Annotated in this window: 20 protein-coding genes; 6 read left to right on the forward strand and 14 right to left on the reverse strand. The window is 63.7% G+C overall.

Translation table 11 applies throughout. From position 1 onward, the window contains the following. Nucleotides 1–46: 46 nt before the first annotated feature. Entirely contained in the window at nucleotides 47–568 is a 522-nt protein-coding gene (locus ACJO3T_RS18635) for a 2-amino-4-hydroxy-6-hydroxymethyldihydropteridine diphosphokinase (RefSeq protein WP_406965294.1), read from the forward strand. On the opposite strand, the gene ACJO3T_RS18640 is transcribed toward ACJO3T_RS18635, so the two are convergent. Together ACJO3T_RS18640 and folE are read right to left on the reverse strand one after the other, a co-directional pair. Next, a complete protein-coding gene (locus ACJO3T_RS18640) occupies nucleotides 455–1,180 on the reverse strand; it encodes an SDR family NAD(P)-dependent oxidoreductase (RefSeq protein ID WP_406979462.1) in 726 nt (241 codons plus the stop codon). The genes ACJO3T_RS18635 and ACJO3T_RS18640 overlap by 114 nt on opposite strands. A 4-nt stretch (nucleotides 1,181–1,184) precedes the next feature. Continuing rightward, nucleotides 1,185–1,754: a GTP cyclohydrolase I FolE gene (folE, locus tag ACJO3T_RS18645; protein WP_406965296.1), complete on the reverse strand. Its 570-nt coding sequence runs from the start codon at nucleotides 1,752–1,754 to the stop codon at nucleotides 1,185–1,187. A gap of 228 nt (nucleotides 1,755–1,982) precedes the next feature. Between folE and ACJO3T_RS18650 the strand changes: the two genes are divergently transcribed. Beyond that, entirely contained in the window at nucleotides 1,983–3,068 is a 1,086-nt protein-coding gene (locus ACJO3T_RS18650; RefSeq protein WP_406979463.1) for a patatin-like phospholipase domain-containing protein, read from the forward strand. A gap of 3 nt (nucleotides 3,069–3,071) precedes the next feature. Here ACJO3T_RS18650 and ACJO3T_RS18655 read toward each other — a convergent pair whose 3' ends face one another. The 12 genes from ACJO3T_RS18655 to pilG all read right to left on the reverse strand — a co-directional run bounded on the left by ACJO3T_RS18655 (nucleotide 3,072) and on the right by pilG (nucleotide 20,561). Continuing rightward, nucleotides 3,072–4,520, reverse strand: a complete 1,449-nt coding sequence (locus tag ACJO3T_RS18655) for a CHASE domain-containing protein (protein ID WP_406965298.1) — start codon at nucleotides 4,518–4,520, stop codon at nucleotides 3,072–3,074. A gap of 136 nt (nucleotides 4,521–4,656) precedes the next feature. Further along, nucleotides 4,657–5,469, reverse strand: a complete 813-nt coding sequence (gene znuB, locus ACJO3T_RS18660) for a zinc ABC transporter permease subunit ZnuB (protein WP_406965299.1) — start codon at nucleotides 5,467–5,469, stop codon at nucleotides 4,657–4,659. After that, nucleotides 5,456–6,241, reverse strand: coding sequence for a zinc ABC transporter ATP-binding protein ZnuC (gene znuC, locus ACJO3T_RS18665; RefSeq protein ID WP_406965300.1), 786 nt, complete (start codon nucleotides 6,239–6,241; stop codon nucleotides 5,456–5,458). Before znuC ends, znuB begins: the two co-directional genes overlap by 14 nt. Beyond that, complete coding sequence (locus tag ACJO3T_RS18670; protein ID WP_406965301.1) at nucleotides 6,238–6,732, reverse strand: Fur family transcriptional regulator; 495 nt, start codon at nucleotides 6,730–6,732, stop codon at nucleotides 6,238–6,240. The genes znuC and ACJO3T_RS18670 overlap by 4 nt, the downstream gene beginning before the upstream one ends. Before the next feature lie 124 nt (nucleotides 6,733–6,856). Then, on the reverse strand, nucleotides 6,857–7,330 hold the full coding sequence (locus tag ACJO3T_RS18675) for a chemotaxis protein CheW (RefSeq protein WP_406965303.1): 474 nt from the start codon (nucleotides 7,328–7,330) through the stop codon (nucleotides 6,857–6,859). A gap of 12 nt (nucleotides 7,331–7,342) precedes the next feature. Then, nucleotides 7,343–8,395: a chemotaxis protein CheB gene (locus ACJO3T_RS18680; protein WP_406965304.1), complete on the reverse strand. Its 1,053-nt coding sequence runs from the start codon at nucleotides 8,393–8,395 to the stop codon at nucleotides 7,343–7,345. Next, entirely contained in the window at nucleotides 8,395–16,107 is a 7,713-nt protein-coding gene (locus tag ACJO3T_RS18685; protein WP_406979464.1) for an Hpt domain-containing protein, read from the reverse strand. Before ACJO3T_RS18685 ends, ACJO3T_RS18680 begins: the two co-directional genes overlap by 1 nt. An 11-nt stretch (nucleotides 16,108–16,118) precedes the next feature. Then, nucleotides 16,119–17,018 (reverse strand): CheR family methyltransferase, encoded by a 900-nt coding sequence (locus tag ACJO3T_RS18690; protein ID WP_406965308.1) that lies wholly within the window; start codon nucleotides 17,016–17,018, stop codon nucleotides 16,119–16,121. Between the two features lie 28 nt (nucleotides 17,019–17,046). Beyond that, nucleotides 17,047–19,125, reverse strand: a complete 2,079-nt coding sequence (locus ACJO3T_RS18695; protein ID WP_406979465.1) for a methyl-accepting chemotaxis protein — start codon at nucleotides 19,123–19,125, stop codon at nucleotides 17,047–17,049. A gap of 82 nt (nucleotides 19,126–19,207) precedes the next feature. After that, entirely contained in the window at nucleotides 19,208–19,753 is a 546-nt protein-coding gene (locus ACJO3T_RS18700; RefSeq protein WP_406965311.1) for a chemotaxis protein CheW, read from the reverse strand. A gap of 19 nt (nucleotides 19,754–19,772) precedes the next feature. Continuing rightward, nucleotides 19,773–20,135, reverse strand: coding sequence for a twitching motility response regulator PilH (pilH, locus tag ACJO3T_RS18705; protein ID WP_406965313.1), 363 nt, complete (start codon nucleotides 20,133–20,135; stop codon nucleotides 19,773–19,775). A gap of 33 nt (nucleotides 20,136–20,168) precedes the next feature. Then, nucleotides 20,169–20,561, reverse strand: a complete 393-nt coding sequence (pilG, locus tag ACJO3T_RS18710) for a twitching motility response regulator PilG (RefSeq protein WP_091852009.1) — start codon at nucleotides 20,559–20,561, stop codon at nucleotides 20,169–20,171. Between the two features lie 358 nt (nucleotides 20,562–20,919). Between pilG and gshB the strand changes: the two genes are divergently transcribed. Genes gshB through ruvX form a run of 4 tightly spaced genes read left to right on the forward strand, consistent with a single transcriptional unit; the run spans nucleotide 20,920 to nucleotide 23,796 of the window. Next, nucleotides 20,920–21,870: a glutathione synthase gene (gene gshB / locus ACJO3T_RS18715; protein WP_406965315.1), complete on the forward strand. Its 951-nt coding sequence runs from the start codon at nucleotides 20,920–20,922 to the stop codon at nucleotides 21,868–21,870. Nucleotides 21,871–21,921: 51 nt separating this feature from the next. Beyond that, complete coding sequence (locus ACJO3T_RS18720; protein ID WP_406979467.1) at nucleotides 21,922–22,785, forward strand: energy transducer TonB; 864 nt, start codon at nucleotides 21,922–21,924, stop codon at nucleotides 22,783–22,785. Continuing rightward, the gene (locus ACJO3T_RS18725) at nucleotides 22,782–23,348 is read left to right on the forward strand and encodes a YqgE/AlgH family protein (RefSeq protein WP_406965317.1); all 567 of its coding nucleotides are present in this window, start codon (nucleotides 22,782–22,784) and stop codon (nucleotides 23,346–23,348) included. The genes ACJO3T_RS18720 and ACJO3T_RS18725 overlap by 4 nt, the downstream gene beginning before the upstream one ends. Further along, the gene (gene ruvX / locus ACJO3T_RS18730) at nucleotides 23,341–23,796 is read left to right on the forward strand and encodes a Holliday junction resolvase RuvX (protein WP_406979469.1); all 456 of its coding nucleotides are present in this window, start codon (nucleotides 23,341–23,343) and stop codon (nucleotides 23,794–23,796) included. The genes ACJO3T_RS18725 and ruvX overlap by 8 nt, the downstream gene beginning before the upstream one ends. Nucleotides 23,797–23,816: the final 20 nt, after the last annotated feature.

Below are 23,816 nucleotides of genomic sequence, written 5' to 3' on the forward strand. Positions count from 1 at the left end.
AATTAACCACACGGCAGACTATACTGTCATAACGTGAGCAACCGGTATGTGGTACCTGTGCGGACTGGGCAGCAACATCGCCCCGGAACATAACCTGCCCCTGGCTGTGGCGCAACTGGCGCGCCTGTTCGGCCCGGTGTCCCTATCCCCGGTTGTCCGCACCGCCCCCCAGGGCATGGCGTCGGACAACAGCTTCCTCAATGCCCTGGCGGTGTTCCATAGTGATCTGCCACCGGATCGGGTGAAGCAGCACCTCAATGAACTGGAGGAAGCCCTCGGTCGTGACCGCTCTGACCCCGACAGTAGCGTTCGGGACCGGCCCATTGACGTGGATATCCTGGAAAGCCGGAACCGCCCCGGGTTTTCGGGGCAGGCCATTACCGAGGACTATTACCGGCGGTTGCTGGCAGGTGAAGCCGTTCGCGGTGAGCCCCTGCTACTTGACGGTTGGCCACTAGGCGAGGCGCCGGCCACCGTCGATTGGAATCAGGGCGCCGGTGACGAAATAGTTGTCCAGCAGGGCGATAATCTGCTGTACCACGCTGTCAAAACCGCCCTCCCGGGCTAGCAGGGTTTCCGACAGCACGCTGGCCTGCTCCGCTTCCGTATGGTCCGGCAGGAACCGGATCGGCCCCGGCATGATTGCATTGACCCGCACATCCGGCGCCAGCAGTCGGGCATAGCCCAGGGTCAGGTTGCTCAGGGCCGCCTTGCTGGCACAGTAGGCGGCAAACTTCGGATTGGGTTTTTCCACAAAGATGTCGGTGATGTTCACCACCAGCGTTGGCGTGCCGGGAGAGGTACAGCCTGCCCGCAGGCAGTCCGCCAGTCCGGCCATCAGCATCATGGGCGCGGTGCTGTTGATCTGGAACAATCGTGCCGCCTGTCGGGCCAGTTCCCCGTGGTTCCGGCTGTCCGGGGTGAACTCGGAGGCGTTGTTCACCAGCAGGTGCACCTGTGACGTGCGGTTACGGATGTCGTCCAGGGCCTGTTCGACACTGGCGGGGTCTGCCAGGTCCGCGGACAGGGTGTGGGCGCCCAGTCGCGCCAGTTTCTCCACCTCATCGGTGGTGCTGCGGTAGAGGGCGAACACCTGGTAGCCCCGCTCCAGTAGTGCCTGACAGGTGTGGAACCCGAGGCGGCGGCCGGCACCGGTGACGACGGCAACGGGAGCGGTCATGGCGTCAGCCCCCGGCGGTGATCAGCTGCAGAAACTCGGTGCGGGTGGCCTGGGACTTGCGGAAGCCTCCCAGCATCATGGAGGTCTTCATCACCGAGTTCTGTTTCTCGACACCACGCATCATCATGCACATATGACGGGCCTCGATCACCACAGCGACGCCAGCGGCGTTGGTCACCCGTTCCACGGCTTCGGCGATCTCCCGGGTCAGGTTCTCCTGGATCTGCAGTCGCCGGGCGTACATGTCCACGATGCGGGCGAACTTGGACAGGCCGAGTACCTTGCCGTCCGGAATATAGGCAATATGGCACTTGCCGATAAAGGGCAGCAGGTGGTGTTCGCACAGGCTGTAGAGTTCGATGTCCTTGACCAGCACCATTTCATCCATGGCGGATTCGAACACCGCGCCATTGACCAGCTCGTCCAGGGTCTGGCCATAGCCCCGGGTCAGGAACTGCATGGCCTTGGCGGCACGTTTGGGCGTGTCCATCAGGCCCTCGCGGTCCGGGTCCTCGCCCAGGCCTTCGATAATGCCCCGGTAATGGGCGGATAGGGAGTCGAGTTGGTCTGTCATGACTGTTTCCGTTGCGGTGCGGGTAAACCCGCCATTGTAAGTGAAGTTTCATGTGAACAGTACCATTTACGCAGCCACCGGGCGAAAGGACCAGTGGGCATGAAAGGACGGCAAGGTTGCGCCGGCCCGGTTCTGGCAGTGGCTGGCGGAGTTCGTTAAACTCGCGCTCAATCCGCAGGCCGGCAAGCGGCGCCGGCCGTCGCACGAATGTTCCAGGGAGGTTCCGTCATGCCAGCCATTCACACCCGCCAGCCGGCACTGACCATCAAGGCCGGGCGCCGGGCCATGGAACGGATCCGGGAGCAGGGGCTGAAACCGGAGGACGTCCATGTGATCCCCGGTGCAGCCGGGGGACCAAAGGCCCTTGGCCTGTCTGGGCTTGACCGGGCCATCTTCGGTGACTGGCTGCTGCGGGCGCCCCAGGAACGCGCCCTGATTGGCTCGTCCATCGGGAGCTGGCGCTTCGCCGCCGTGGCGTCCTCGGACGACCCGGCGTCGCAACTGGCCAAGCTGGCGGAACTCTACACCTGCCAGCGGTTCTCCAGGGGCGTGAGCCCGGCGGAGGTGACTCGCAAGAGCACGCTGTTCCTGGAGGAACTGCTGGGCGGTCGCGAACAGGCCATCCTCGAACATCCCTGGTACCGGCTTAACATCGTCGTGGTCCGCAGTGGCCGGGGACTGGAGGACGATACCCGCGGGCGACTGGCCCTGGGCCTGATGCGGGCCATCAGCGCCAATATGGTCAGCCGTCGGCATCTGGGCCGTTTCTTCGAGCGAGGTATTATCCACGACCAGCGACTGCCCGCGCCGCTGGCCAAGCTGGTGGATTTCCCCAGCCACCATGTGCCCCTGAGCCGGGAAAACCTGATCCCGGCGCTGCTGGCCTCGGCGTCCATTCCACTGGTGATGTCCGGCATCCGCAACATCCCCGGGGCACCGGAAGGGGTCTACCGGGATGGCGGCCTGCTCGACTACCATCTGGACCTGCCATACCAGCAACCCGGCATCGTGCTGTACCCCCATTTCACCGACAGGGTGGTGCCCGGCTGGTTCGACAAGAGCCTGCCCTGGCGTCGGGGGGATGCCACCCGGTTGCAGGACGTGTTGCTGGTCGCCCCGTCCCGCGATTACCTGGCGTCGCTGCCGGATCGGAAACTGCCGGACCGGAAGGACTTCGAACGTTTCGCCGGCGACGATGCCGGCCGCGAACGGACCTGGCGTACGGCGATTGCCCGCAGTGAGAGACTGGGTGAGGAGTTCATGGAGCTGGTGGAGACGGGGCGGATTCAGGACGTTCTCCGTCCGCTGTCGTGATGGTCACTGCCTCGGCATCAATGACACCCGGTAGCCGGAGCAGCCGCTGAGGGGGTCCTTCAGCGCCTTGATCCTGAGGGCCACCGGAAGCGGGTTGCCGTTGCGGGTGGTGACCCTGGTGTCCAGCCGCTGGAGGGACTGGTCCCGGCGGGCGGCGTCGAAGGCCATGGTCAGGTCCATCTGGCAGTCTTCCGGGAACAGGATATCCAGGGCCTTGCCCAACAATTCGGTGGACGGAATGTCCAGCAGCGTGGCTGCCTGTGGCGAGATGTAGCCGACGTGCCGCCCTTCATCCAGTTCCGCGAAAATCCCCGCGCCCAGTTCGATCAGGTCCCGCGTCCGGCGGTCGCTCTCCTGCAGGGAATGGTGCAGAATGTTCTTCTCCAGCCGTGTATTGTCCAGTTGCTGGCCCAGGTGGCGGGCCCGGCGGGTTCTGTGGGCGAGCAGCCGGTTGGTTCGCAGCATCAGCCAGATTGCCCAGGCAGTCAGTGCCGTGGCCAGCAGGGTCACGGCCAGCCCGGTTATCCACGCCGGCCAGAGTGCCTGGTGTTCGAGGTTGTCCATCCAGGCGCGGGATGGACTGGTGCTCAGCATCCACTGACGGCTTCCGACAGTCAGTGTCGAGCGGGTTGTTGCCTCGGCACCGGCGGGGATCCCCGATGATTGTAGTGACGCCAGGGGGCGCCTGGCATACTGGCTGATATCGTGGATTTCCAGCTGCCAGCGTGGGTCGTGAGCACCCACCAGCAGTTGTTCCAGCCACTGCTGGGGATCGATCACCAGCGCGATAAGCCGGCCCGTGTCGGCGGCGCCTTCACCCTGCTGCCCCAAGGGTACGAACAGCCGCATGGCCCGTTGCTCGTCACCGTTGCGGTGCACACGGGTCACCGTGGTGGCGGTAACCCGGTTGTCCTCCCGTGCTTTCAGGATGGCGTCACGCCAATGAGGCACGGAGGTGGCCTCCAGGCCCAGGCTTGCCGCGCCGATATCCTCCGCCGGGAGCGCCTGGCGGATAATCAGGTAGTGGTCGGCGGGTTCGGCGACCTGACTGTCGAACGAGCCGATCCAGTTGGCAAAGCGGATGAACTGTCCGCTCTGTTCGCTCAGCTGTCGTTCTACCATGGGGCGCTGGGAGTGGCTGACCCGGGTCAGCAGTTCCAGTCCGCGGATTTCCGGGTAGGTGTCGAGGAAGGCGTTGGCCTGCGTACTGAAGGCCTGGGGGTGACGTGCCGTCAGGTCTCGGGCGGAATCGAGGGAATCGGCGAGTCGTTGCGCAAGGATGTCGTGGAGCCGGTCATGGCGCGCTTCGGTGACCTCCGTGATCAGTGCCCGCACCGGCACAAGCGTGCGCGGGGCAATGATAGCGGTCAGCGCGATGCCGCCTACCAGTACCAGTACGGGTATCAGCCACCAGCGATAGACGTGTCTTCCTGACGCCTGTTCGGGGTCCATGTTGGTTTCCTGTTCACCATGATCCCGGTGCGGAGTGCCGGGCCCTGCAATCAGTTTTCACTCTAGCCCAGCAGTCAGGGCCTGCCAAATCCAGGGGTGGCCGTGCTTGAGGTAAACGAACGACCCGGGCCGTACACTAGGCTCTGGCTCGCCGGATAACGGTATAGATGAGCAGGAAAACCACGAACGCCGCCACCACGATGGAGGGGCCGGCGGGTGTGTCCAGGTTCCAGGACAGGCCCAGACCGCTGGCTACCGCGATCATGCCGAAACCAATGGCCATCAGTACCATCTTTTCCGGGCTGCTGGCCAGTCGTCTGGCGGTGGCGGCGGGAATGATCAGCAGGGCGGTAATCAGCAGCACGCCCACCATCTTCATGGCCACCGCAATCACCAGCGAGAAAATCAGCATCAGGACCAGTTGCAGGCGTTCCACCGGGAAGCCTTCCACCCGCGCCAGTTCCTCGTGGATGGTGGCCATCAGCAGGCCCTGCCAGAGCCAGCGCAACAACGCCAGCACCACCACCGCACCACCGAAAATCCAGGCCAGATCCTGCCGGGACATGGCGAGCAGGTCGCCGAACAGGTAACCGGTGAGGTCCACCCGCACGTCCGGCATGAAACTCAGGGCCACCAGGCCGATGGCCAGGGAACTGTGGGCCAGGATGCCCAGCAGGGTGTCGGTGGCCAGTGCCCGGCTGCGGGACAGGGACACCAGGACCAGCGCCAGGATGACGCAGGTGACGGCCACGCTCAGGTTGATGCTGGTCTGGAACAGGAACCCCAGGGCCACCCCGAGCAGTGCCGAATGGGCCAGGGTATCGCCGAAGTAGGCCATGCGTCGCCAGACCACGAAGCAGCCCAGGGGGCCGGCCACCAGGGCGATGCCCAGGCCGCCCAGAAGGGCACGCCAGAAGAAGTCGTCGAGGACCGGGTCAAGAAGGGACATGGTGGTCGCAGTGCTCGGAGTGTTGGTGATCCACCACGTCGCCGTGGAGGTCATGGCTATGGTTGTGATGGTGGTGGTAGACCGCCAGACTTTCCGCCACCGGGCGACCGAAGGTCTCCACGAACGCCGGGTCGTGGGAGATATCGGCGGGGTAGCCACTGCAGCAGACGTGCTGGTTCAGACAGATGACCCGGTCGGTGGCCGCCATTACCAGGTGCAGGTCGTGGGAGATCATGATTACGCCACAGGCCAGTTCGTCCCGCACCTCACGGATCAGTTCGTAGAGTGCCGCCTGGCCGTTGATGTCGACCCCCTGGGCGGGCTCGTCCAGCACCAGCAGGTCCGGTTTGCGCACCAGCGCCCGGGCCAGCAGCAGGCGCTGCATCTCGCCGCCGGACAGGTGGTGCACGGATTGACGGAACAGGTGCCGGATGCCGGTGCGGGCCAGGGCAGCCTGGCAGTCGCTTTCGGAGGCACCGGTCAGGGCCAGGAAACGGCGCACGCTCAGGGGCAGGGTGGGTTGCAGCTGGAGGTGCTGGGGCACATAGCCGGTGAGCAGGCCCCGGGCCTTGTGGACGTGGCCGTCGGTCACCGGCTGGATACCCAGTATTGCCTTGATCAGTGTGGTCTTGCCCGCGCCGTTGGGGCCGATAATGGTGACGATGTCGTTCCTGCGGACTTCCAGGCTGACCCGGTCCACCACCGGGGTGTCGTTCAACGTCACCGATACCCGGTCCAGACGGACCAGGGGAGCATCGTCGGTCCCGGTCATGGGGTGCCCGTCTGTCCGGACTGGCAGCGGGGGCACAGCCCCGCCACCTCGATGGTGGTCTCGGTGGGGGCGAAGCCCTGCTCGGCGGCAGTGTCCGCCACCGCGCCGGAGACCGCGTCCGACGTCAGTTCGTGGACGTTGCGGCACTGCCGGCAGATCAGGAACATGCCGGTATGATGTTCCCGCGCATGGTTGCAGCCGATAAAGGCGTTGAGGGAGGCAATACGGTGCACCAGGCCGTGCTGCTGCAGGAAGTCCAGTGCCCGGTAGACGGTCGGGGGCGCCGCGTTATGGCCCTCCTGGGCCAGTACTCCGAGCAGGTCATAGGCTCCCAGGGGCCTGTGGGACTCCCAGATCAGTTCCAGCACCCGCTGACGGATAGGGGTCAGGCGGGCATTGCGGGCGTCGCAGATGGTCCGGGCCTCGGCCAGAGCATCACGCACGCAGGCGTCATGATTGTGGGGGCGATAGGGCAGTGCGTTGGCGGACATGACTCTGGTTTCCGGCAAATAATGTAACAGTATAACATTTAAGCGCCGATAACCAAGTACGGACCTGCCAGGCCGGAGAGAGATGCCGTGGGGAAACCGCCGGGCGTTATCCGACCGGGATTCCTCAGGCCTTCCCGAGGGCCTCGATGCCCAGGCTCTCCAGGTACTCCAGGTTGGGAATCCAGACCGTGTCCCCTTCCAGTTCCACCTGCATCAGGTCGGCCGGTCCCTGGTCGGCTGCCTCGCGCCCCTGGACCTGTTCCGGCTCCAGGCGTGTCTGGCTGGGAATACCCTGGGTCACAATGGCCAGGAAGGGCAGCTTGTCATGGTTGGGACCAATGGTGTTGAGCACCACGATACGGCCGCGACCGGCACCGGGAATGATGGCTTCCTGCTCGTTGGCCCCCTCGTAGGAAATCACCGGCAGTTTCTGGCCGCGCCATTCCAGGTAGCCGGCGAGCCAGTCCGGGCCCTCGCCGCTGGCGAGGTTGGCATCGTGGTCCACCACTTCCGCTATGGAAACGTTGGGCAGCAGCAACTGCCGGTGGTTCATGGGGATCAGTACACAGGGTAGCGTTGTTGTGGTGGTATCGCTCATGGTTCTCTGTCCTCAGGTTACATCCTGCGACGATGTCTGTTTCAGCAGGGCCGCGTCCGCCAGGGTACGCACCAGGGCCTTGGCCAGTTCCTCCGGCGAACCGGCCAGGCTGGTGCAGCCGGTGGCGGCAACCGCCTCGGGCATGGCACTGTTGGCGCAGGTTTCGCTGGTCTGCACCCAGATGTTGCTGCCAAAGGCCCTCAGCATGGGGGCGGCCACGGCACCGTCGTTGCCCATGCCGGAGAACAGTATGGCATGGCAGCGGGCGCCGAAATGGTCGCCAAAATTCAACAGCACCTGGTCGATGGACGGACCGTAGGGCCCGGGCCAGGCAGTGTCCTTCTCTGTCAGTGTGCCTTCGGGGGTCAGCCCCCACTCCCGCTCCACCGGTATCACGGTGACCTGGCCGCAGGCCGGGCGCATCCCTTCCTCCGCCCGCTGCAGGCGGTAATGGGCATGGCGGCCCAGTACCCGGGTCAGCACCTCGGTAAAATTGCCGTCAATATGCTGGGCATAGACAAAACCCACCGGAAGCCCCGGGGGCAGGTGGTCCAGGAAACTCTTGACCGCCGCCGGTCCCCCCAGGGATGCGCCCAGTATCCAGATGTCCTCCGCCGCCTGACCGGGGGCCGCCGGGGTGATCCAGGGCGGCAGTTCCACCGCTGCCGGCAGTTCCGGCGGTTTTTCCCCCAGCTCTTCCAGGGCCTCCTCGGATTCCGTTTCTTCCAGGGGGCCCAGCTGTTTTTCCAGTTTTTTCAGCAGGCGCCGTTCCCAGCGCACGAAGTCCCGGGTTCCGGGCTTGGGTGCCGGGTCGATACCGAACAGGATCGACGCCTCGGTATGGTCCAGCAGATGATCGAACAGGGCGGGGTGGTCGGCCTCATCTTCCAGCGTCACCAGCCACAGGTCCACATCTGGCAGCACCTCATAACCCAGGATACGCTCCGGGGCCCCCGAGAACCCCGGGCGTAGCCCGAAACGACCTGTAGCCTCCTGTAGGCGATGGCGCTGCAAGACGTCGTCAGAGACAATTGCGACCGCCGGTCGCCCGCCCCCGGTGGACATCAGGCGTCCCCGCCTCCGGTCTCCTCGCCGGTCAGACGTTCAATGGTTTCAAGCAGCTCGGTCTCCTGGAATGGCTTGCCCAGGTATTCGTTGACGCCCAGACCCAGGGCCCGCTCCCGGTGCTTGGCACCGGTACGGGACGTGATCATGCAGATGGGCACTTCCCGCAGGTCATCGTCGTGGCGCACAAAGCTGGCGACCTCGAAACCATCCATCCGCGGCATCTCGATGTCCAGAAGGATGATGTCCGGTCGATGGTCCTGGAGCTGGGCCACCGCGTCCAGACCGTCCTTCGCCGTGACCACTTCCATACCGTTCCGCTCCAGCAGACGGGAGGTCACCTTCCGTACCGTGACCGAGTCGTCCACCACCATGACCAGGGTGGGGCGGTCTTCCCGGTACTGTTGTTGCTGGGCGGCCTGTTCTGCCAGGCGCTGGCGCTCGGACAGGATGTCGGAGCGGATCATCGCCGGCAGGTCGAGGATCACCACCACGTTACCGTCACCCAGGATGGTGGCACCGGATACGCCCCGTACGGAACTGAACTGTGGCCCCAGGGATTTCACCACGATCTCCCGGCTACCCAGCAGGCTGTCCACCTGCAGGGCCATGGGCTGCTCGGAACCGCGTACCAGAATCACCGGCAGCGGCAGGGCCTGACCCTGCAGTTTGGGGCGGTGGTCGCTGTGCAGAAGACCGCCCAGGTATTGCAGGCGGTATTCCTGACCGGCGTATTCGTACAGCGGCGCCTCGGGCTGGTAGTACTCTTCCAGTTCCCAGGTGCTGACCCGCACGATGCCCTCGATGGTGTTCAGCGGAATGGCGTAGAAGTCTTCGCCGGTGGACACCATCAGCGCCCGGTTGACCGATACCGTGAAGGGCAGGCGCACGGTAAAGGTGGTGCCCTCACCGAGGGTGGAGTCGATATCCAGGCTGCCACCGAGTTGCTTGATTTCGCTGGCCACCACGTCCATGCCCACGCCACGGCCGGAGATCTGGGTCACGGCCTGGGCGGTGGAGAAGCCGGGCTGCAGGATGAACTGCAGGATCTCCCGCTCGCTCAGGTCCTCCTGCTCGCCCAGCAGACCCCGTTCGATGGCCTTGCGTCGAATCACGCCGCTGGGGATGCCGGCGCCGTCGTCGCTCATCCGCAGCACCACTTCACCGCCTTCCCGGGTCAGGTTCAGGGTCACCTGCCCGGTTTCCGGTTTGCCGGCCCTGGCCCGGTCGGACGGTGTCTCGATACCGTGGTCCAGGGCGTTACGCAGCATGTGTTCCAGGGGCGCGATCATGCGCTCGAGGATGTTCCGGTCCAGTTCGCCTTCCGCGTTGCGGACGTCGAACTCCACCTTCTTCTCCAGTTCACCACTGATCTGGCGGACGATCCGGCGCAGCCTCGGCACCATGGAGGCGAACGGGATCATCCGGGTCTTCATCAGACCTTCCTGCAGCTCGGTGTTGATCCGTGACTGCTGCACCAGCAGGGTGTCGGTGTCGCGCACCCGGTCGGACATGGTCTCCCGCAGGTCGGCAAGGTCTGAAGAGGACTCGCTCAGGGCCCGGGACAGCTGCTGGATGGAGGAGTAGCGGTCCATTTCCAGTGGGTCGAAGTCCTCGCCGTAGTCCGGACCATGCTCCTGCTCGGCCCGGAACAGGATCTGGGCCTCGGTCTCGATGTCCATCCGGCGAAGCTGCTCGCGCAGACGGTCGATGGTGGCGGCCATTTCGTCCAGGGTGTGGCCGAAGTCGCTGTTCTGCTGCTCCAGGCGGCCACGGGTAATACTGGTTTCACCGGCCAGGTTGACCAGGTCGTCCAGCAGCGGCGCCGATACACGGATGGTTTCCTGGGCCGCCCGGGCGCTGTCTTTACGGCGCTGCTCGATGGCCTTGCGGGCCGGTTGCGGCGGCTTGGTGCCGGCATCGGATTTGGCGGGTGCCTTCCCGGTGTCGTCGGCTTTGCGGGTGTCCTTGTCCGTCGGTCTGGTGTCCGCCCCGCCGGTGTCGTGGCTGGCCAGGTAGTCGTCGAAGGACTTGCGAACCTCGCCCACGGCGGCAATCAGGCCGTCATGGTGTTTGGTGATCCTCTTCCAGTCGTCCTGGGACGGCACCTGTTCACCCAGGTCCGTCAGCAGGGTTTCGAAATCGTGGGACAGATCCCCCAGTTCCAGTTGCTTTGACAGGCGCGCGCCACCCTTGAGGGTGTGCAGGGCCCGCTGGGCTTCCTGGCTGAAGTGATGGCTGTCCGGCTCCTGGCGCCAGTCCGCCAGCAGCTGTTCAAGCTGGTCGAGGATTTCCTGGGCTTCTTCCAGGAAGATTTCCAGTACCTCGGTATCCGGCTCCTCTTCGGCGTCGGCCTTGGTCTCGGGGGCGTCCGGTTGGCCGGTGTCGGCGTCGTCCAGGTGGCTGGCCGCTTCTTTCAGCAGGCGCAGCAGGCCATTGTCCGGTTGCGGCCGGTTGCCTTCCTCCAGCTCGCCCAGCATGGTGCGCAGGCCTTCGTTGGCCCGTTCGCTCAGGGACAGCACCAGGGGCTGGTTGCCGGACCCTTCCAGTAGTGGTCCCAGGGCATCGGACCAGGCTTCCGCCAGGTCGGCTACGGCGTCGATATCCGCAAGCCGGGCACCGCCCTTAAGGGTATGCAGTTCCTGCTGGAGCTGGGTGATGCCGGTGAGCTGTTCCGGGTCCTCGCGCCACTGCACCAGGGCTTCCTCGATGGACTCGGCAATATCCAGCCCTTCCTCCAGGAACATGCCGGTGATCTCGTCGGCGCTCAGTTCCAGGTCGGCGTTGTCACCGGTGGTTTCAGCGTTCTCCGATGTGGTTGCGTCCTCAGACTCTGCCGTCACGCTGGTGGTAGGCGCTTCGGCGGCGGGGGGGACCTTGCCGTCGATGATGGCGCGCACCCGGCTCACCAGCTGTTTGGCCGGGGCGCAGGGACGGGAGGTGGCGACCTCGTCCACCATGTTGGCGAGCCGGTCATGGCAGGCGAACAGCAGGTCCAGCATGTCCTTGCTGGGGCTGATACGACCGTCGGCAACCCGCTCGAACAGGTCCTCCAGCACATGGGTCAGATCGGCAATGGGGTTGACCCCGGCCATGCGGGCGCTGCCCTTGAGGGTATGCACATCCCGCTGAAGCTCACCGGCCAGGCTGGTGTCGGAGGGGTTCTCGCTCCAGCTGTGCAGGGCACTGCCGGTGGAGTTGACCAGGTCGTAGGCTTCCTCAAGGAAGATGGCCACCAGGTCCGGGTCCAGGTGAGACAGGTCGAAGGTCTCCGCCGGTTCGTCCGCCTCGGCATCATCGGACGGGGCCTGGTCCTGAACCTCACCGATATCCTCGTGGAGCTGTTCCAGTTCGTTTTCCAGGTCGCTGACATCCAGTTCGGACAGGTCTTCGTCGTCCTCCCCGGCGGCGGTTTCCTCGAGATTGGCGGCTTCACTGTCCTCAACCGTGTCCCCGTCGGCGGTTTCCCCGGTGTCGTCGGTCGGTGTCTCCGCAGCGTCGGATGTTTCCTTCGGCGGTGTGCCCATGTCGTCGTGCACGTCGGTGACCGGGCGGCTGCCGCTGGCGGTATCCATGTAGTGCCGGATATCACTTTCGAGATCCGGTGCCGGTCGGGGCGGCTCGCCATTGGCCAGTGAGTCCACCATGCCCGCCAGCCGGTCGTGGCAGCGGAACAGCAGGTCCGACAGCTCGTCGGTCACGCCTAGGCGGTGTTCGGCCAGGCCTTCGAACAGGCTCTCCAGGTCATGGGCCAGGTTGCCGATGGCATGGATGTCGGCGAGGCGGGCGCCCCCCTTCAGGGTATGCAGGTCTCGCTGCAGCAGGCGCAGCAGTTCATTGTTGTCCGGGCGGGATTGCCAGGATTCCAGGGCGTCGGCGGTGCTGGCAATCAGGTCTTCGGCTTCCTCCAGGAAGATAGCGGCCAGCTCCTCGTCCACATCCTCGGAAGCCCGGTCATCACCGCTGGTGGCCGTATCCTCTTCCACGTCGGCGGTGGGCAGGTCAAAACTGCCGTAGTCCACTTCTTCCGCAGACTCGTCCGGCGTGGACAGGGAGTCCGCCAGCAACTGCAGTTCAGTCTGCAGGGTATGGTCCGGTTTGGTTGCCAGGCCGGCTGCCACCTGGTCCATCAGGTCAATCAGGTGTTCGTGGGCCGATTGCACGGTTTCCATGAACCATTCGTCAGGGCCCTCGGGATGGGACAGGGCGTTGTGATAGACACCGGCCAGCGCGTCGGTGAGCTCAGCCACATCCACCAGGCCAACCTCCCGGGCACCCTTGGTTAGCTGCTCAAGCTCATGGGAGAGCCGGTCCATATTGTCGGTTTGCGATGGGGTGTCGGCCCATTCCCTGACGATACGGTCGGCATCCAGAAGCACATCCAGCCCGTCGCTGAGGAACAGTGTGATCAGCTGGGTGTCCTGCGCCCCGGTTGCCTGCGGGTCATCCTGGCCGCTGCGCCCGAGGGTGCGGGCGGAGACCGACGCGAGTTGCTCCAGGTAGGCCTCGGTGCCGTGCAGCGGCTCCTGGGGTGTGCTGTGGAGCTGGTCCAGGCCCGCCTTGAGGAAGTTGCAGCACTGGCGGATCAACTCGATGACGTCGGCATCGGCCCGGCGGTTCTCGGCCCGGGCCTGCTTGACGAACTGTTCCAGGGGAGTGACCACCCGGGCAATGGGTTCGATGGCAGCGGTATTGGCGCTGCCCTTGAGTGTATGCAGGGCACGGGATACCCCGTCGGTGTATGCCACGCTGGTGCGATCACCGGCGTCGTCGAGGAATGCCTCAAGGGCGCTGAGGTGGGTACGTGCCTCGCTCTCGAAAATTTCCACCAGGATCGGGTCGACCAGATCGTCGCCCTGATCCTCTCCCAGGGAGGCTATTGCTTCCCCGGCAGTGTCCTGTTCAGGGGCATCTGCCCCGGTGTCGGCCGGTGCCGGAGTGGTGGCCGTCTCCTGATCCACCTCGGCGGACGGCATTTCACGGCTGTCGGGAATCTCACCATTGGCCAGGGCGTTGGCGCGGGCCTCCAGCGGTGCGGTGTCCAGCGAGGCCGGGCGACGGTGCTCGAAATCGGCAACCAGTGCGGGGATCTGGTCGGTCACGTCCCGCAGCAGGGTGGCGATGTCGTCGTTCATGAACACGGAGCCATCGATGACCCGGTTCAGCATGTTCTCCACAGACCAGGCCAGTTCGCCCACGACACTGGCGCCGACCATACGACCGCTGCCTTTGAGGGTGTGGAAAGCCCGCCGGACCTCGGCCATGGCACTGCGATCGTCGTACTGGCGGAGCAGGGTGGGCAGGTACTCGTTGATGGTGTCCAGTACCTCACCGGCTTCCTCCACGAAGATCTCGATGATCTCGTCATCGATCAGATCGTCTTCGTCCTCGATCCGTTCCGGCGCTCGGGGCGCTTCGGCGGGCGTTTCCTGTGCGGTGGTGGTGGTGGATTCCGTCAGTGCCGGTTCCGAACTCCCGGCGGCTGCAGCGGTGTCCCCGGCTGCGTCGTCGTGACCGGTCTTGCGGGTGTCGGCCATGGCCTCGGCCCGGCCGATCAGGGCGTCCACATCCCCGGTGGCGTGACCGGTGCGAAATTCATCGATCAGCCCCGGAAGGCGGTTGTTGACCTCATCCACGAGCTGGAACAGGTCCTCGGTGGGGCGGAGGGTCTGGTCCAGCACCCGGTTCAGCAGATTCTCGATGGACCAGGCCAGTTCACCGATGCTGGTGGCACCCACCAGGCGACCACTGCCCTTGAGGGTATGGTAGGCACGGCGGACTTCGGTGAGTGCCTCACGATCGTCCTGCTGCTGGCGCCACCTGGGATACCAGTTGCGGATGGTGTCCATGACCTCGTCGGCTTCCTCGACGAAGATCTCCAGGATCTCGTCGTCCACCAGGTCCAGGTCGGAACGCTTGGCACTCTGTTCTGGTGCTTCCAGGGGGACGTCCTGGTCAACGATGGTCTCGGGCTCGGCGGTTACAGGCTCGTCTTCGACCCAGGTGGGAGTCTCCCCGGGTGGGAAGCCGAGGCTGCGCAGGCTTTCTTCCGCCACCCGCAGCACCGACTCGTTGTCGGAAATGCCGTCCGCCAGCCGCTCCATGTAATACTCGACACTGGTCACAGTGTCTGCCAGCGTATCAAGCTGCTTCCAGTCAGGAATCCGTTTGCGCTCCAGCAGTACCTGCTGGATATAGTGACGGGCGGCGGCGAGGATATCCGCCGGACGCGTCAGGGGGATGACCTTCAGGCCACCTTCGATGCTGGCCAGCATCTCCGGAACATGCTCGATTTCCCGGGGATCCCACTGGGAGGCAATGAAGTTGACCACCGCACTTTTGACCTGTTCAAGCGCGTTGCGGGATTCCCGCAGCAGGGCGGTGTGGGCATCCCCCAGCTCCCGGGAGCCGGGGCCGGCCTGGCCGGCTTGCTCGTCGTCTCCGGTATCGCTCCGTGGAGACATCTGGCTGTCCTGGTCCAGGCCGGACAGGGTGGCTTCCACATACAGCAGGGCGCCGGCGATATCCAGCAGGGTGCCGTCATCGGCGGTCTCACTCTGCTCCAGCAGGCGCTCAACGGTGTCCAACTGCTCGCCGATGATCCGGCGGGGGTTACCCAGGCCGATCACCGCCAGGGTATTGGCCACCTGGCGCAGGCCCGGGAGCAGTTCTTCCAGGTCCTGGTTCTGCCGGTTCTGGTCCCGTACAAACAGGTCCAGTTGGTCCTTCAGTCGCGCCACTTCCTCGTTCAGGGCCAGCACAACCGACTGGATGGCCTCACGACCGGGACCGCTGCCGGTATTTTCCGTCACATCCCCCGGCAGCGCCTGGTCCAGGCGGTAGCGTTCGCGCAGGTCGGTGATATAGGAAGAGGTGGCTTCCCTGGCCTGCGCCACGTAATAGAGGAGGTTGCGGAACAGGGTTTCCGGCACCGGCTGGCGCAGGATGTCCTTGGGCTCCCGGGTCAGGCGATCGATCTCGTGGTCCAGCTCCTGCAGCAGGGTGCGTGTGGCCGGGGCCAGCTCGTTGATGTCCTGCTGCAGGGTTTCGATAAAACCGCCGGCGGAGCGCCAGAGTTCTTCGCGCGGGGTGCCGGTGCAAAGCTTGACCAGCCGCTGGATCACCTTCTGCTGGTTTTCATAGTGGACAGTGTTGTCGGCGCCCGGCGCTGTGCTTTCCACCGCACGGTGAAACATCTTGCCCAGTTTGCCCACATTATCGAGGATCTTCGGATCCTGCAGCAGGCGCGCCACTCGCGGTGAGGCCTCGAACAGGGCCTGGCTCATGTCCGGGCGGAACAGCGACAGGTCGGACAGCAGGCCTTCTCCCCGGGCCGCCCGCAGGTCATTCAGTAGCGGCAGCAGGGTCAGCGGCAGGTCGTCGGCACTGGAGCGCAGTCCCTCCAGGTAACGGGGGAGACGCAGAATGGCTTCCATCAGGATGTCGACGGCCTGGTCCGGGCTGTCCACCTGTTCCTTGAGAATGCTCTGGGTGAGCTTCTCCATTTCCTCGGTGAGCAGGGCGGCACCCTGCAGTTCGACCATCTGGAGGGTGCCGTTGACCTGGTGCAGGTAGTTCAGACAGAAACGCAGGCGCGCTGTATCGTCGCGGTTCTCAACGTAAGCTTCCAGCGCCTGCTGGCCCTGTTTGAGGGTTTGTTCTATTTCGCCGCGAACCCAGTCCAGGGCGATGCTGTCATGGTTGTTGCCCATAACCACTCCGGTTATTCGTCGTCTGACTGGCGGCGTATCCACGCCAGTACATGTTCCGAGGGAACCCGCTGCATTCCGGGAGGTTGCCAGCCGGTGATCTCACCCTGGCCCAGCACCAACAGGCCGCCGGGAGCCAGATGCTCTGCCAGCCGGCTGACGATTTCCCGCCGGCGCCAGCGGCGGAAATAGATCAGCAGATTCTGGCAGAAGATAATATTCATCCCCTGCATGGGGGCCTGTTTCAGATCGAGCACATTGAGCCGGGTGAAACAGACACGTTCGCGAATTCCCTCTGTAATTTCTGCACTGTTACGGGCACCTGCCCGGAAGTACCGCTGCCGGAGACTGTCATCCATGCCGTTTAGGCGACGGGGGTTGAACAACCCCTTCTGCGCCTTCTCCAGAGCCGGCTTGCTGATGTCAGAACCGGTGATTCCGTACAGCGGCGGCAGCCCAAGCTGCTCCATACTCTCGTTCAGCAGGATAGCCAGGGTGTAGGCCTCCTCGCCGGTTGAGCAGCCTACGCTCCAGGCCTCCAGCGGGCGCTTGCGAAGCTGCTCCCGTGGCCGGGTCATGACGTAGTCGGACACCAGCCGGAAGGCATCCGGATCCCGGAAGAAACGGGTTTCCTGGACGGTGAGGCGGTCCACCAGAGTGGCCCATTCCACCACCGCTTCCGGTCCTGCCACGATCTTTTCGTAATACGCCTGGAAACTGCCGCATCCGATCTCGCGCATGCGGATACCGATGTTGGTTTCCAGGAAGGACTTGCGTTCAGGCGCCAGGGCCATGCCGGTCCGGTGCTCCAGCAATGTCTTCCACTGGTGAAACTGCGCCTCGTCCATATCCGGAAGCGGGCGCAGTGCCCAGTGTTCGGAGCCGGGTGACAGGTTGCGGGGTGTTTCTGACATAAACACTCATCGCCCCTGGCCAGGGTGGTCAGCTGACCACCGGTACGTTGCTGTCTTCCTCGCTGTCCATGGTATCGGCGGACTCTTCCTCCGGCAGGGTGAAGCCGGCAACGGAAGACCGCAGTTCGGAAGCCATCTCGGCCAGGTTACCGATAGACTGCGCGGTGGCATTGGTACCGGAGGACGTCTGGGAGGTGATTTCCTGGATGACGTTCATGGTGTTGGAGATGTGGGCCGCCGAGGACGCCTGCTGGCGTGCGGCGTTGGAGATGTTCTGGATCAGTTCCGCCAGACTCATGGATACGTTCTCGATTTCCTCCAGGGCAACACCGGCGTCCTGCGCCAGGCGTGCACCACGGACCACCTCGGCGGTGGTGTGTTCCATGGAGATAACCGCTTCGTTGGTATCCGACTGGATCGTTTTGACCAGTGCCTCGATCTGCTTGGTTGCCGCGGAGGAACGTTCCGCCAGGCGCTGAACCTCGTCGGCAACCACCGCGAAGCCCCGGCCTGCGTCACCGGCCATGGAGGCCTGGATGGCAGCGTTCAGGGACAGGATGTTGGTCTGGTCGGCGATGTCGTTGATCAGCGATACGATGTCGCCGATTTCCTGGGAAGACTCACCCAGACGCTTGATCCGTTTGGAGGTTTCCTGGATCTGCTCACGGATGTTATCCATGCCGCGGATGGTGTTCTGTACCACCTCGGCGCCTTTCTTGGCGATGGCAACCGAGCGCTCCGCAACCGCGGTGGATTCGGCGGCGTTGGAGGATACCTGGTCGATGGACACCGCCATCTCGTTCACCGCCGCGGAGGCGCCGGCGATTTCCTGGGCCTGGTGCTCGGAGGCGTCGGCCAGTTGCATGGCGGTGGACTGGGATTCCTGGGCGGCGGATGCAACCCGTACCGCCGTGCCCCGGATGGCCTGTACCAGGCCGCGCATCTGGTCGATGGCGTAGTTGATGGAGTCGGCGATGGCGCCGGTGAAGTCTTCGGTTACCGTGGCCTCGGTGGTCAGGTCACCATCGGCCAGGTCGGCCAGTTCGTCCAGCAGTCGCAGGATCGCGTTCTGGTTCTGCTCGTTCTGGGCCTGGGTAGTCGCCAGGCGCTCCTGGGCAGCACGGTAGAGAACCACACCGATGGCAACAACGGTGGCCACCATCAGGGCCAGGATCAGGTAGGCCAGCAGCGGGCTGATAATCCGGGCGCCTGCCTGGTTGGCAAAGTTGTTCGCCAGGGTGGAGATTTCCTGCAGCAGCAGCTGGGAGTTCTGGAAGATCTCGTTGGAGGCTTCACGGACCCGCTTGAGGTAGGGGGAGGCGTCCAGGATGGCGTCGATGTTCTGGGACACGAACTGGAACTGTTCCTGGATGGCTTCCAGGCCGTAACGGGCTTCCTCAATATCGATGCGGGAGATGTTCTGGGCCGGGTTGCCCTCGAGCTGACCCTGAAGGATACGACCGAATTCGGTAGCGTCACGACCAAAACGGTCGGCGGCCACGACCGCGTCCTCGTCACCGGACAGTACGCTGTTTACCGCCCGGGCAATACGTTCCGCCAGCAGTGACTGGCGCTGGGCCAGGGCCACCTGCTGGGCCGGGGCGCCATTGTCCAGCAGTACCGTGACGATGTCACGATAGTCCCGCTGCAGGTTGGGAATGGTGCTGTTGAGCCGGTTTGCCACTTCGTGCAGGGCGAGTACGTCGTCCTTGGTGTTCACGATACGGTCGGCGTTGTCGCGAACGGTATCCCAGTAAGGCTGGACTTCGCTCTCGGCGGCCAGGTTACTGGCCGGGAGGCCGGTTTCCGGATTACCTTCCAGGATGTAACCCCACAGCTCGGAGAACTCGTTGCGGCTGCCCTGGAGCCGGGCGAATGCTTCCGCGTTGCCGTCCGCGGCCTCGGTGGCGTTACTGGTGATCTCCTGGGACAGTACCCGCAGTTCACCGGAGTAGGCGATGTATTCCTGATCGTTCTGGCTGTCCTGGTTCACAATGAACAGCACCACAACGAGCAGCACGGTCAGTACGATCAGCGTTGCGATCAGGCCGGCAACAAGCTTGTTGGCGCCCTGTCCCATGCTGAATCTTCCGGCTTTGTTTTTCATCTTTGGCTCCCGGCCTCTTCTCTTATTGGCAATTAGGTTTCAGAGGGTAAGTCGGCCAGCGATGCCGGCACGGCCGTAAACATTACCACTGTGACACATCCAGAAAGCGCTCATCATCGATTAGCGCAAAAGTTGAGAACACGTTCCACGTTTCATCGTCACGGACGTAACCGCCCTGGACGAACGGCTGGACCGCCTCGTGAACCTCGCCAGGATGGGCCTGAAAGCTGTCCTCGGCGAAATACTGCATGCCCGCCACGTCATCGACTACCAGGCCGGTGAAAATATCGTCCTGCTCCACCACCAGGATGCGGCGGTCCCGGTTGCTGCGGGCGCCCCGTGGCAGACCGAAAAAATGGGCCAGGTCGATCAGGGGAAGCAGGCGGCCACGGACATTGGCCACACCCAGCATAAACGGACGGACCCCCGGTACATGGGTGTAGCGGGGGACGTGAAGGATTTCCACGACCTCGCCCATGGGGGCGACGTAGCGCTGGCCGGCCAGCATGAAGCCGATACCATTCCAGAGGGTAACGGCTTGCTGCTGTTCCGGCAGGCCGGCCGCCAGGGACCGGCTTCGCCGGGCAATATCCGTCAATACGGCAAAGGGTGCGGCCTGGGCAGACATGCTTACTCCATGGGACGGATCAGGAAACGAGGCTCTCGATAGTGCTGATCAGGTCACTTTCGTTGACCGGCTTGACCAGATACCCCTTGGCGCCCTGGCGTGTACCCCAGACGCGGTCGGTTTCCTGGTCCTTGGTGGTCACGATGACCACCGGGATGGAAGCGGTCTCAGGAGCACGGGTCAGTTGTCGGGTGGCCTGGAAGCCGTTCAGTCCGGGCATGACGACATCCATCAGGACCAGGTCCGGGTTCTCGGCCCGGGCCATGGCGACGCCGTCGGCGCCGTTGTCGGCCGTCAGAACTTCATGCTTGTGCTTCTCCAGGATGGTGGAGATCTTCTTGATTTCGGTGGGGGAGTCGTCAACGATCAGAATACGGGCCATGTTATCCTCAATGGTTCTCTTTACAGCATGGACTCACTGTTCCGCCTGGGGAACATACTGGCGAATTGTGTTAAGCAGCTCGTCCTTGCTGAAGGGTTTGGTCAGGTACTGGTCCGACCCGACAATGCGCCCTTTGGCTTTATCAAACAGCCCGTCCTTGCTCGACAGCATGATAACGGGCGTCTTGCGGAAGGCAGAATTATTCTTGATCAGGGCGCAGGTCTGATAACCATCCAGCCGCGGCATCATGATGTCCACGAAAATGATGTCGGGATGGGAATCGGCTATCTTGGCGAGCGCATCAAAGCCATCGGTCGCGGTGATTACTTCGCAGCCAACTTTTTTGAGCAGCGTCTCTGCGGTGCGACGGATAGTCTTGCTATCGTCGATCACCATGATTTTCAGGTTCTCGAAGTTGTCGTCCATTGTGCAACTGCCTTGCGCTCTGCGGGTGTCGGTATTCAGAGATTCGCTTTTTAACACACAAAGTGAAGGTGTGCTATCAAGCCGCTCTATTTATAGGTTATTCGTGACCTGCAACAAAGTTTTTGTTTGTGACGTATTGTACACGCGCACAGTTTGGGCCGCCGGCAGTGACGGTTTTCCGGCGCCAGGCAATGGCAGGTGCATTCCTGGGCCGGGTGCAATACCATTCACGGAACTTCCGAATAGGCCCTGACTGTGCCAGCGGCTTATTCTTGGGCTCCTGCTCAGCATAGCACTGTTTAACAAGTATGCTCTGTAGACGGGTTCCTGTTTTTCATCAATTGACCGGGGATATTCGATGACTCTGAGAATCGGCGTGGTGATGGATCCGATCCAGGATATCCATTTCAAGAAAGACACTTCTCTGGCCATGTTGTGGGCCGCACGGCAGCGGGGCTGGCAGATCGAGTACATGGAGCTGCCCGACCTCTATATGAAGGGCGGCCAGGCCCGGGCCAGTGTCCGGGAGCTGGACGTGCGCATGGACCCGGAGGACTGGTACACCTTCGGCCGTGAGGCGGATGTGGCCCTGGGCGACCTGGACGTCATTCTCATGCGCAAGGATCCGCCGGTGGACCGGGAATTCCTCATGGCTACCTACATCCTGGAAGCGGCGGAGCGCCAGGGTTGTCTGGTGGTCAACCCGACTCAGGCGTTGCGGGACTGCAACGAGAAGCTGTTCGCGACCCAGTTCGAGGACTGCACGCCACCGCTGATCGTAACCCGGTCCGCCGATCGCCTGCGGGGGTTCTACCACGAACACGGTGACGTCATCATGAAGCCCGTGGACGGCATGGGCGGCAAGTCGATCTTCCGCATCCGTGAGAACGACTTCAACCTGGGTGTTATCATCGAAACCCTGACCAATGACGGTCAGCACCAGTGCATGGCCCAGAAGTACATTCCCGAGATTACCGAGGGCGGCGACAAGCGCATCCTGCTGATCGACGGTGAGCCGGTACCCTACGCCCTGGCCCGCATCCCCTCCGTGGGCGAGAATCGTGGCAACCTGGCCGCCGGCGGGCGCGGTGAGGGCCGGGAGCTCACCGCCCGTGACCGGGAGATCTGTGCGCGGGTGGCGCCGGTGCTGAAGGAGAAAAACCTGATCTTTGTGGGTATTGATGTCATCGGCGACTACCTCACGGAGATCAACGTCACCAGCCCCACCTGCGTGCGGGAACTGGACCGGGCGTTCGGTATCGATATTGCGGGCCAGCTCATGGATGCCATCGAGCGTCGTCTGGGATAATGGGTTGTTTGTGACGACACCTGAATAGGAAACCCCCTGGAAGTGGCAGGAATGGCAGCACAGGTCACGGCGAATGATCGCCTGATGTTTACATTGTTCATGGCGCTCGCGGTGCATGCGGTGGTGCTGTTGGGGGTGACCTTTGCCCCCGAGGAGCCCGCCACAAGCGCCTCCACCATGGAAATCACCCTGTCCCGGTTCGAGGACCAGAAGGCGCCGGACGAGGCCGACTTCCTGGCCGCCAGCAACCAGCAGGGCAGCGGCGACGCGGAAGAGAAGCTGGAGCAGACCACCACCGAAATGGCGGAGGTCAACGCCCGTGAAGTGGAGCAGGTGCAGCCAGTGCCGCCCACGGTGACCGAGCGTCAGCCCCGGGAAGAGCGTGAAGTGGTGCAGGCACAGGCCCGGTCCGAAACCGCCGAAGCCCGTGAGGAGGTGGAGGAGCCGCCGGAGGAAGATCTGCCGGTTGCCGAAAAGAAAAGCCTGATGGAGCGCAGCCTGGAGATCGCCAGCCTGGAGGCGCGGCTGGATGCCCAGCAGCAGGCCTACGCCCGCCGGCCCCGGGTCACCCGGGTGACCGCCGCATCCACCCTGCAATCGTCCAATGCCTGGTACGTGCGCAACTGGGTGGACAAGATCACCCGGGTAGGCAACAGCAACTACCCCCCGGAAGCGCGTACCCAGGGTATCTACGGCGACCTGCGTTTGCTGGTATCCTTGCGTAAGGATGGTACGGTCAAGGAAGTGAGCATTCTTGAATCTTCCGGCAGCTCGGTACTGGACGACGCCGCCATTCGCATTATTCGCCTGGCGGCGCCGTTTGCGCCGTTCCCGGATGAAATGCGGGAGAAAACCGATGAGCTTGAAATCATACGCACCTGGTCCTTCCAGCGCCGGGGGCTGACATCAGGATGAGCGGAGACACGCAGCCGACCCAGAACCTGAAGGGGCAGTTCCTGGTGGCGTCGCCCTGGCTTGGCGACCCCAACTTTCATGGCGGGATTGTCTATATCTGCGATCACGATGCCGATGGCACCTTTGGCCTGCTGATCAATCAGCCGCTGGACGTGTCCCTGGGAGAAATCCTGGAGCAACTGGACATGGATGGCGGCCACCTGGAAGAGCCGGTCTACGCCGGCGGCCCGGTCCAGCAGGAGCGGGGCTTCGTGCTGCACCCACAGGGTCGGGAATGGCAGAGCACGGTCACCATGAGCGATGGCCTCCAGGTGACCACCTCCCGGGATATCCTCCAGGCCATTGGCAACGACGTGGGCCCTGAGCGCTACCTGGTGGCCCTGGGCTACTCCGGCTGGAGCGCCGGCCAGTTGGAGGACGAGCTCGCCGGCAACGCCTGGCTCACCTGTCCGGCCAGTGAGGCCATCCTCTTCGACACCCCCTGGCAGGACCGCTACCGGTCCGTACTGGCCCGGATGGGTATTGAGCCGGGCCAGCTCGACCAGTCGGTGGGCCATGCCTGAGGCAGATTCCGGCACCGCGCGCCAGCGCCAGGTGCTGGCCTTTGATTTCGGCCTGCGTCGCATCGGTGTTGCCTGCGGTCAGGAACTGCTGGGCTCGGCCCGTCCGGTCACCATGATACCCGCCCGTGACGGCATCCCTGACTGGGACCGGATTGAATCCCTGATCGGGGAATGGCTCCCGGACCTGGTGGTGGTTGGCCTGCCTCTGAACATGGATGGCACCGAAAGCGATATGTGCGCCCGGGCGCGGAAGTTCGGCAAGCGTATCCATGGCCGCTTCCATGTACCGGTGGAGATGATGGATGAACGCCTGAGCAGCTTCGAGGCCAAGGAAGCGGTGCTGGCAGAGGGCGGCAGCAGCGATTTCGGTCGCCATGGCGTGGACGACCTGGCGGCGGTGCTGATCCTGGAGAGCTGGTTCAACCACCAGCGCACCCGACCTGAATAACTGATGTAGCGGAGGCTGAC

Origin of the sequence: Marinobacter shunpengi (assembly GCF_045449715.1) — a bacterium.
Lineage (GTDB): Bacteria > Pseudomonadota > Gammaproteobacteria > Pseudomonadales > Oleiphilaceae > Marinobacter.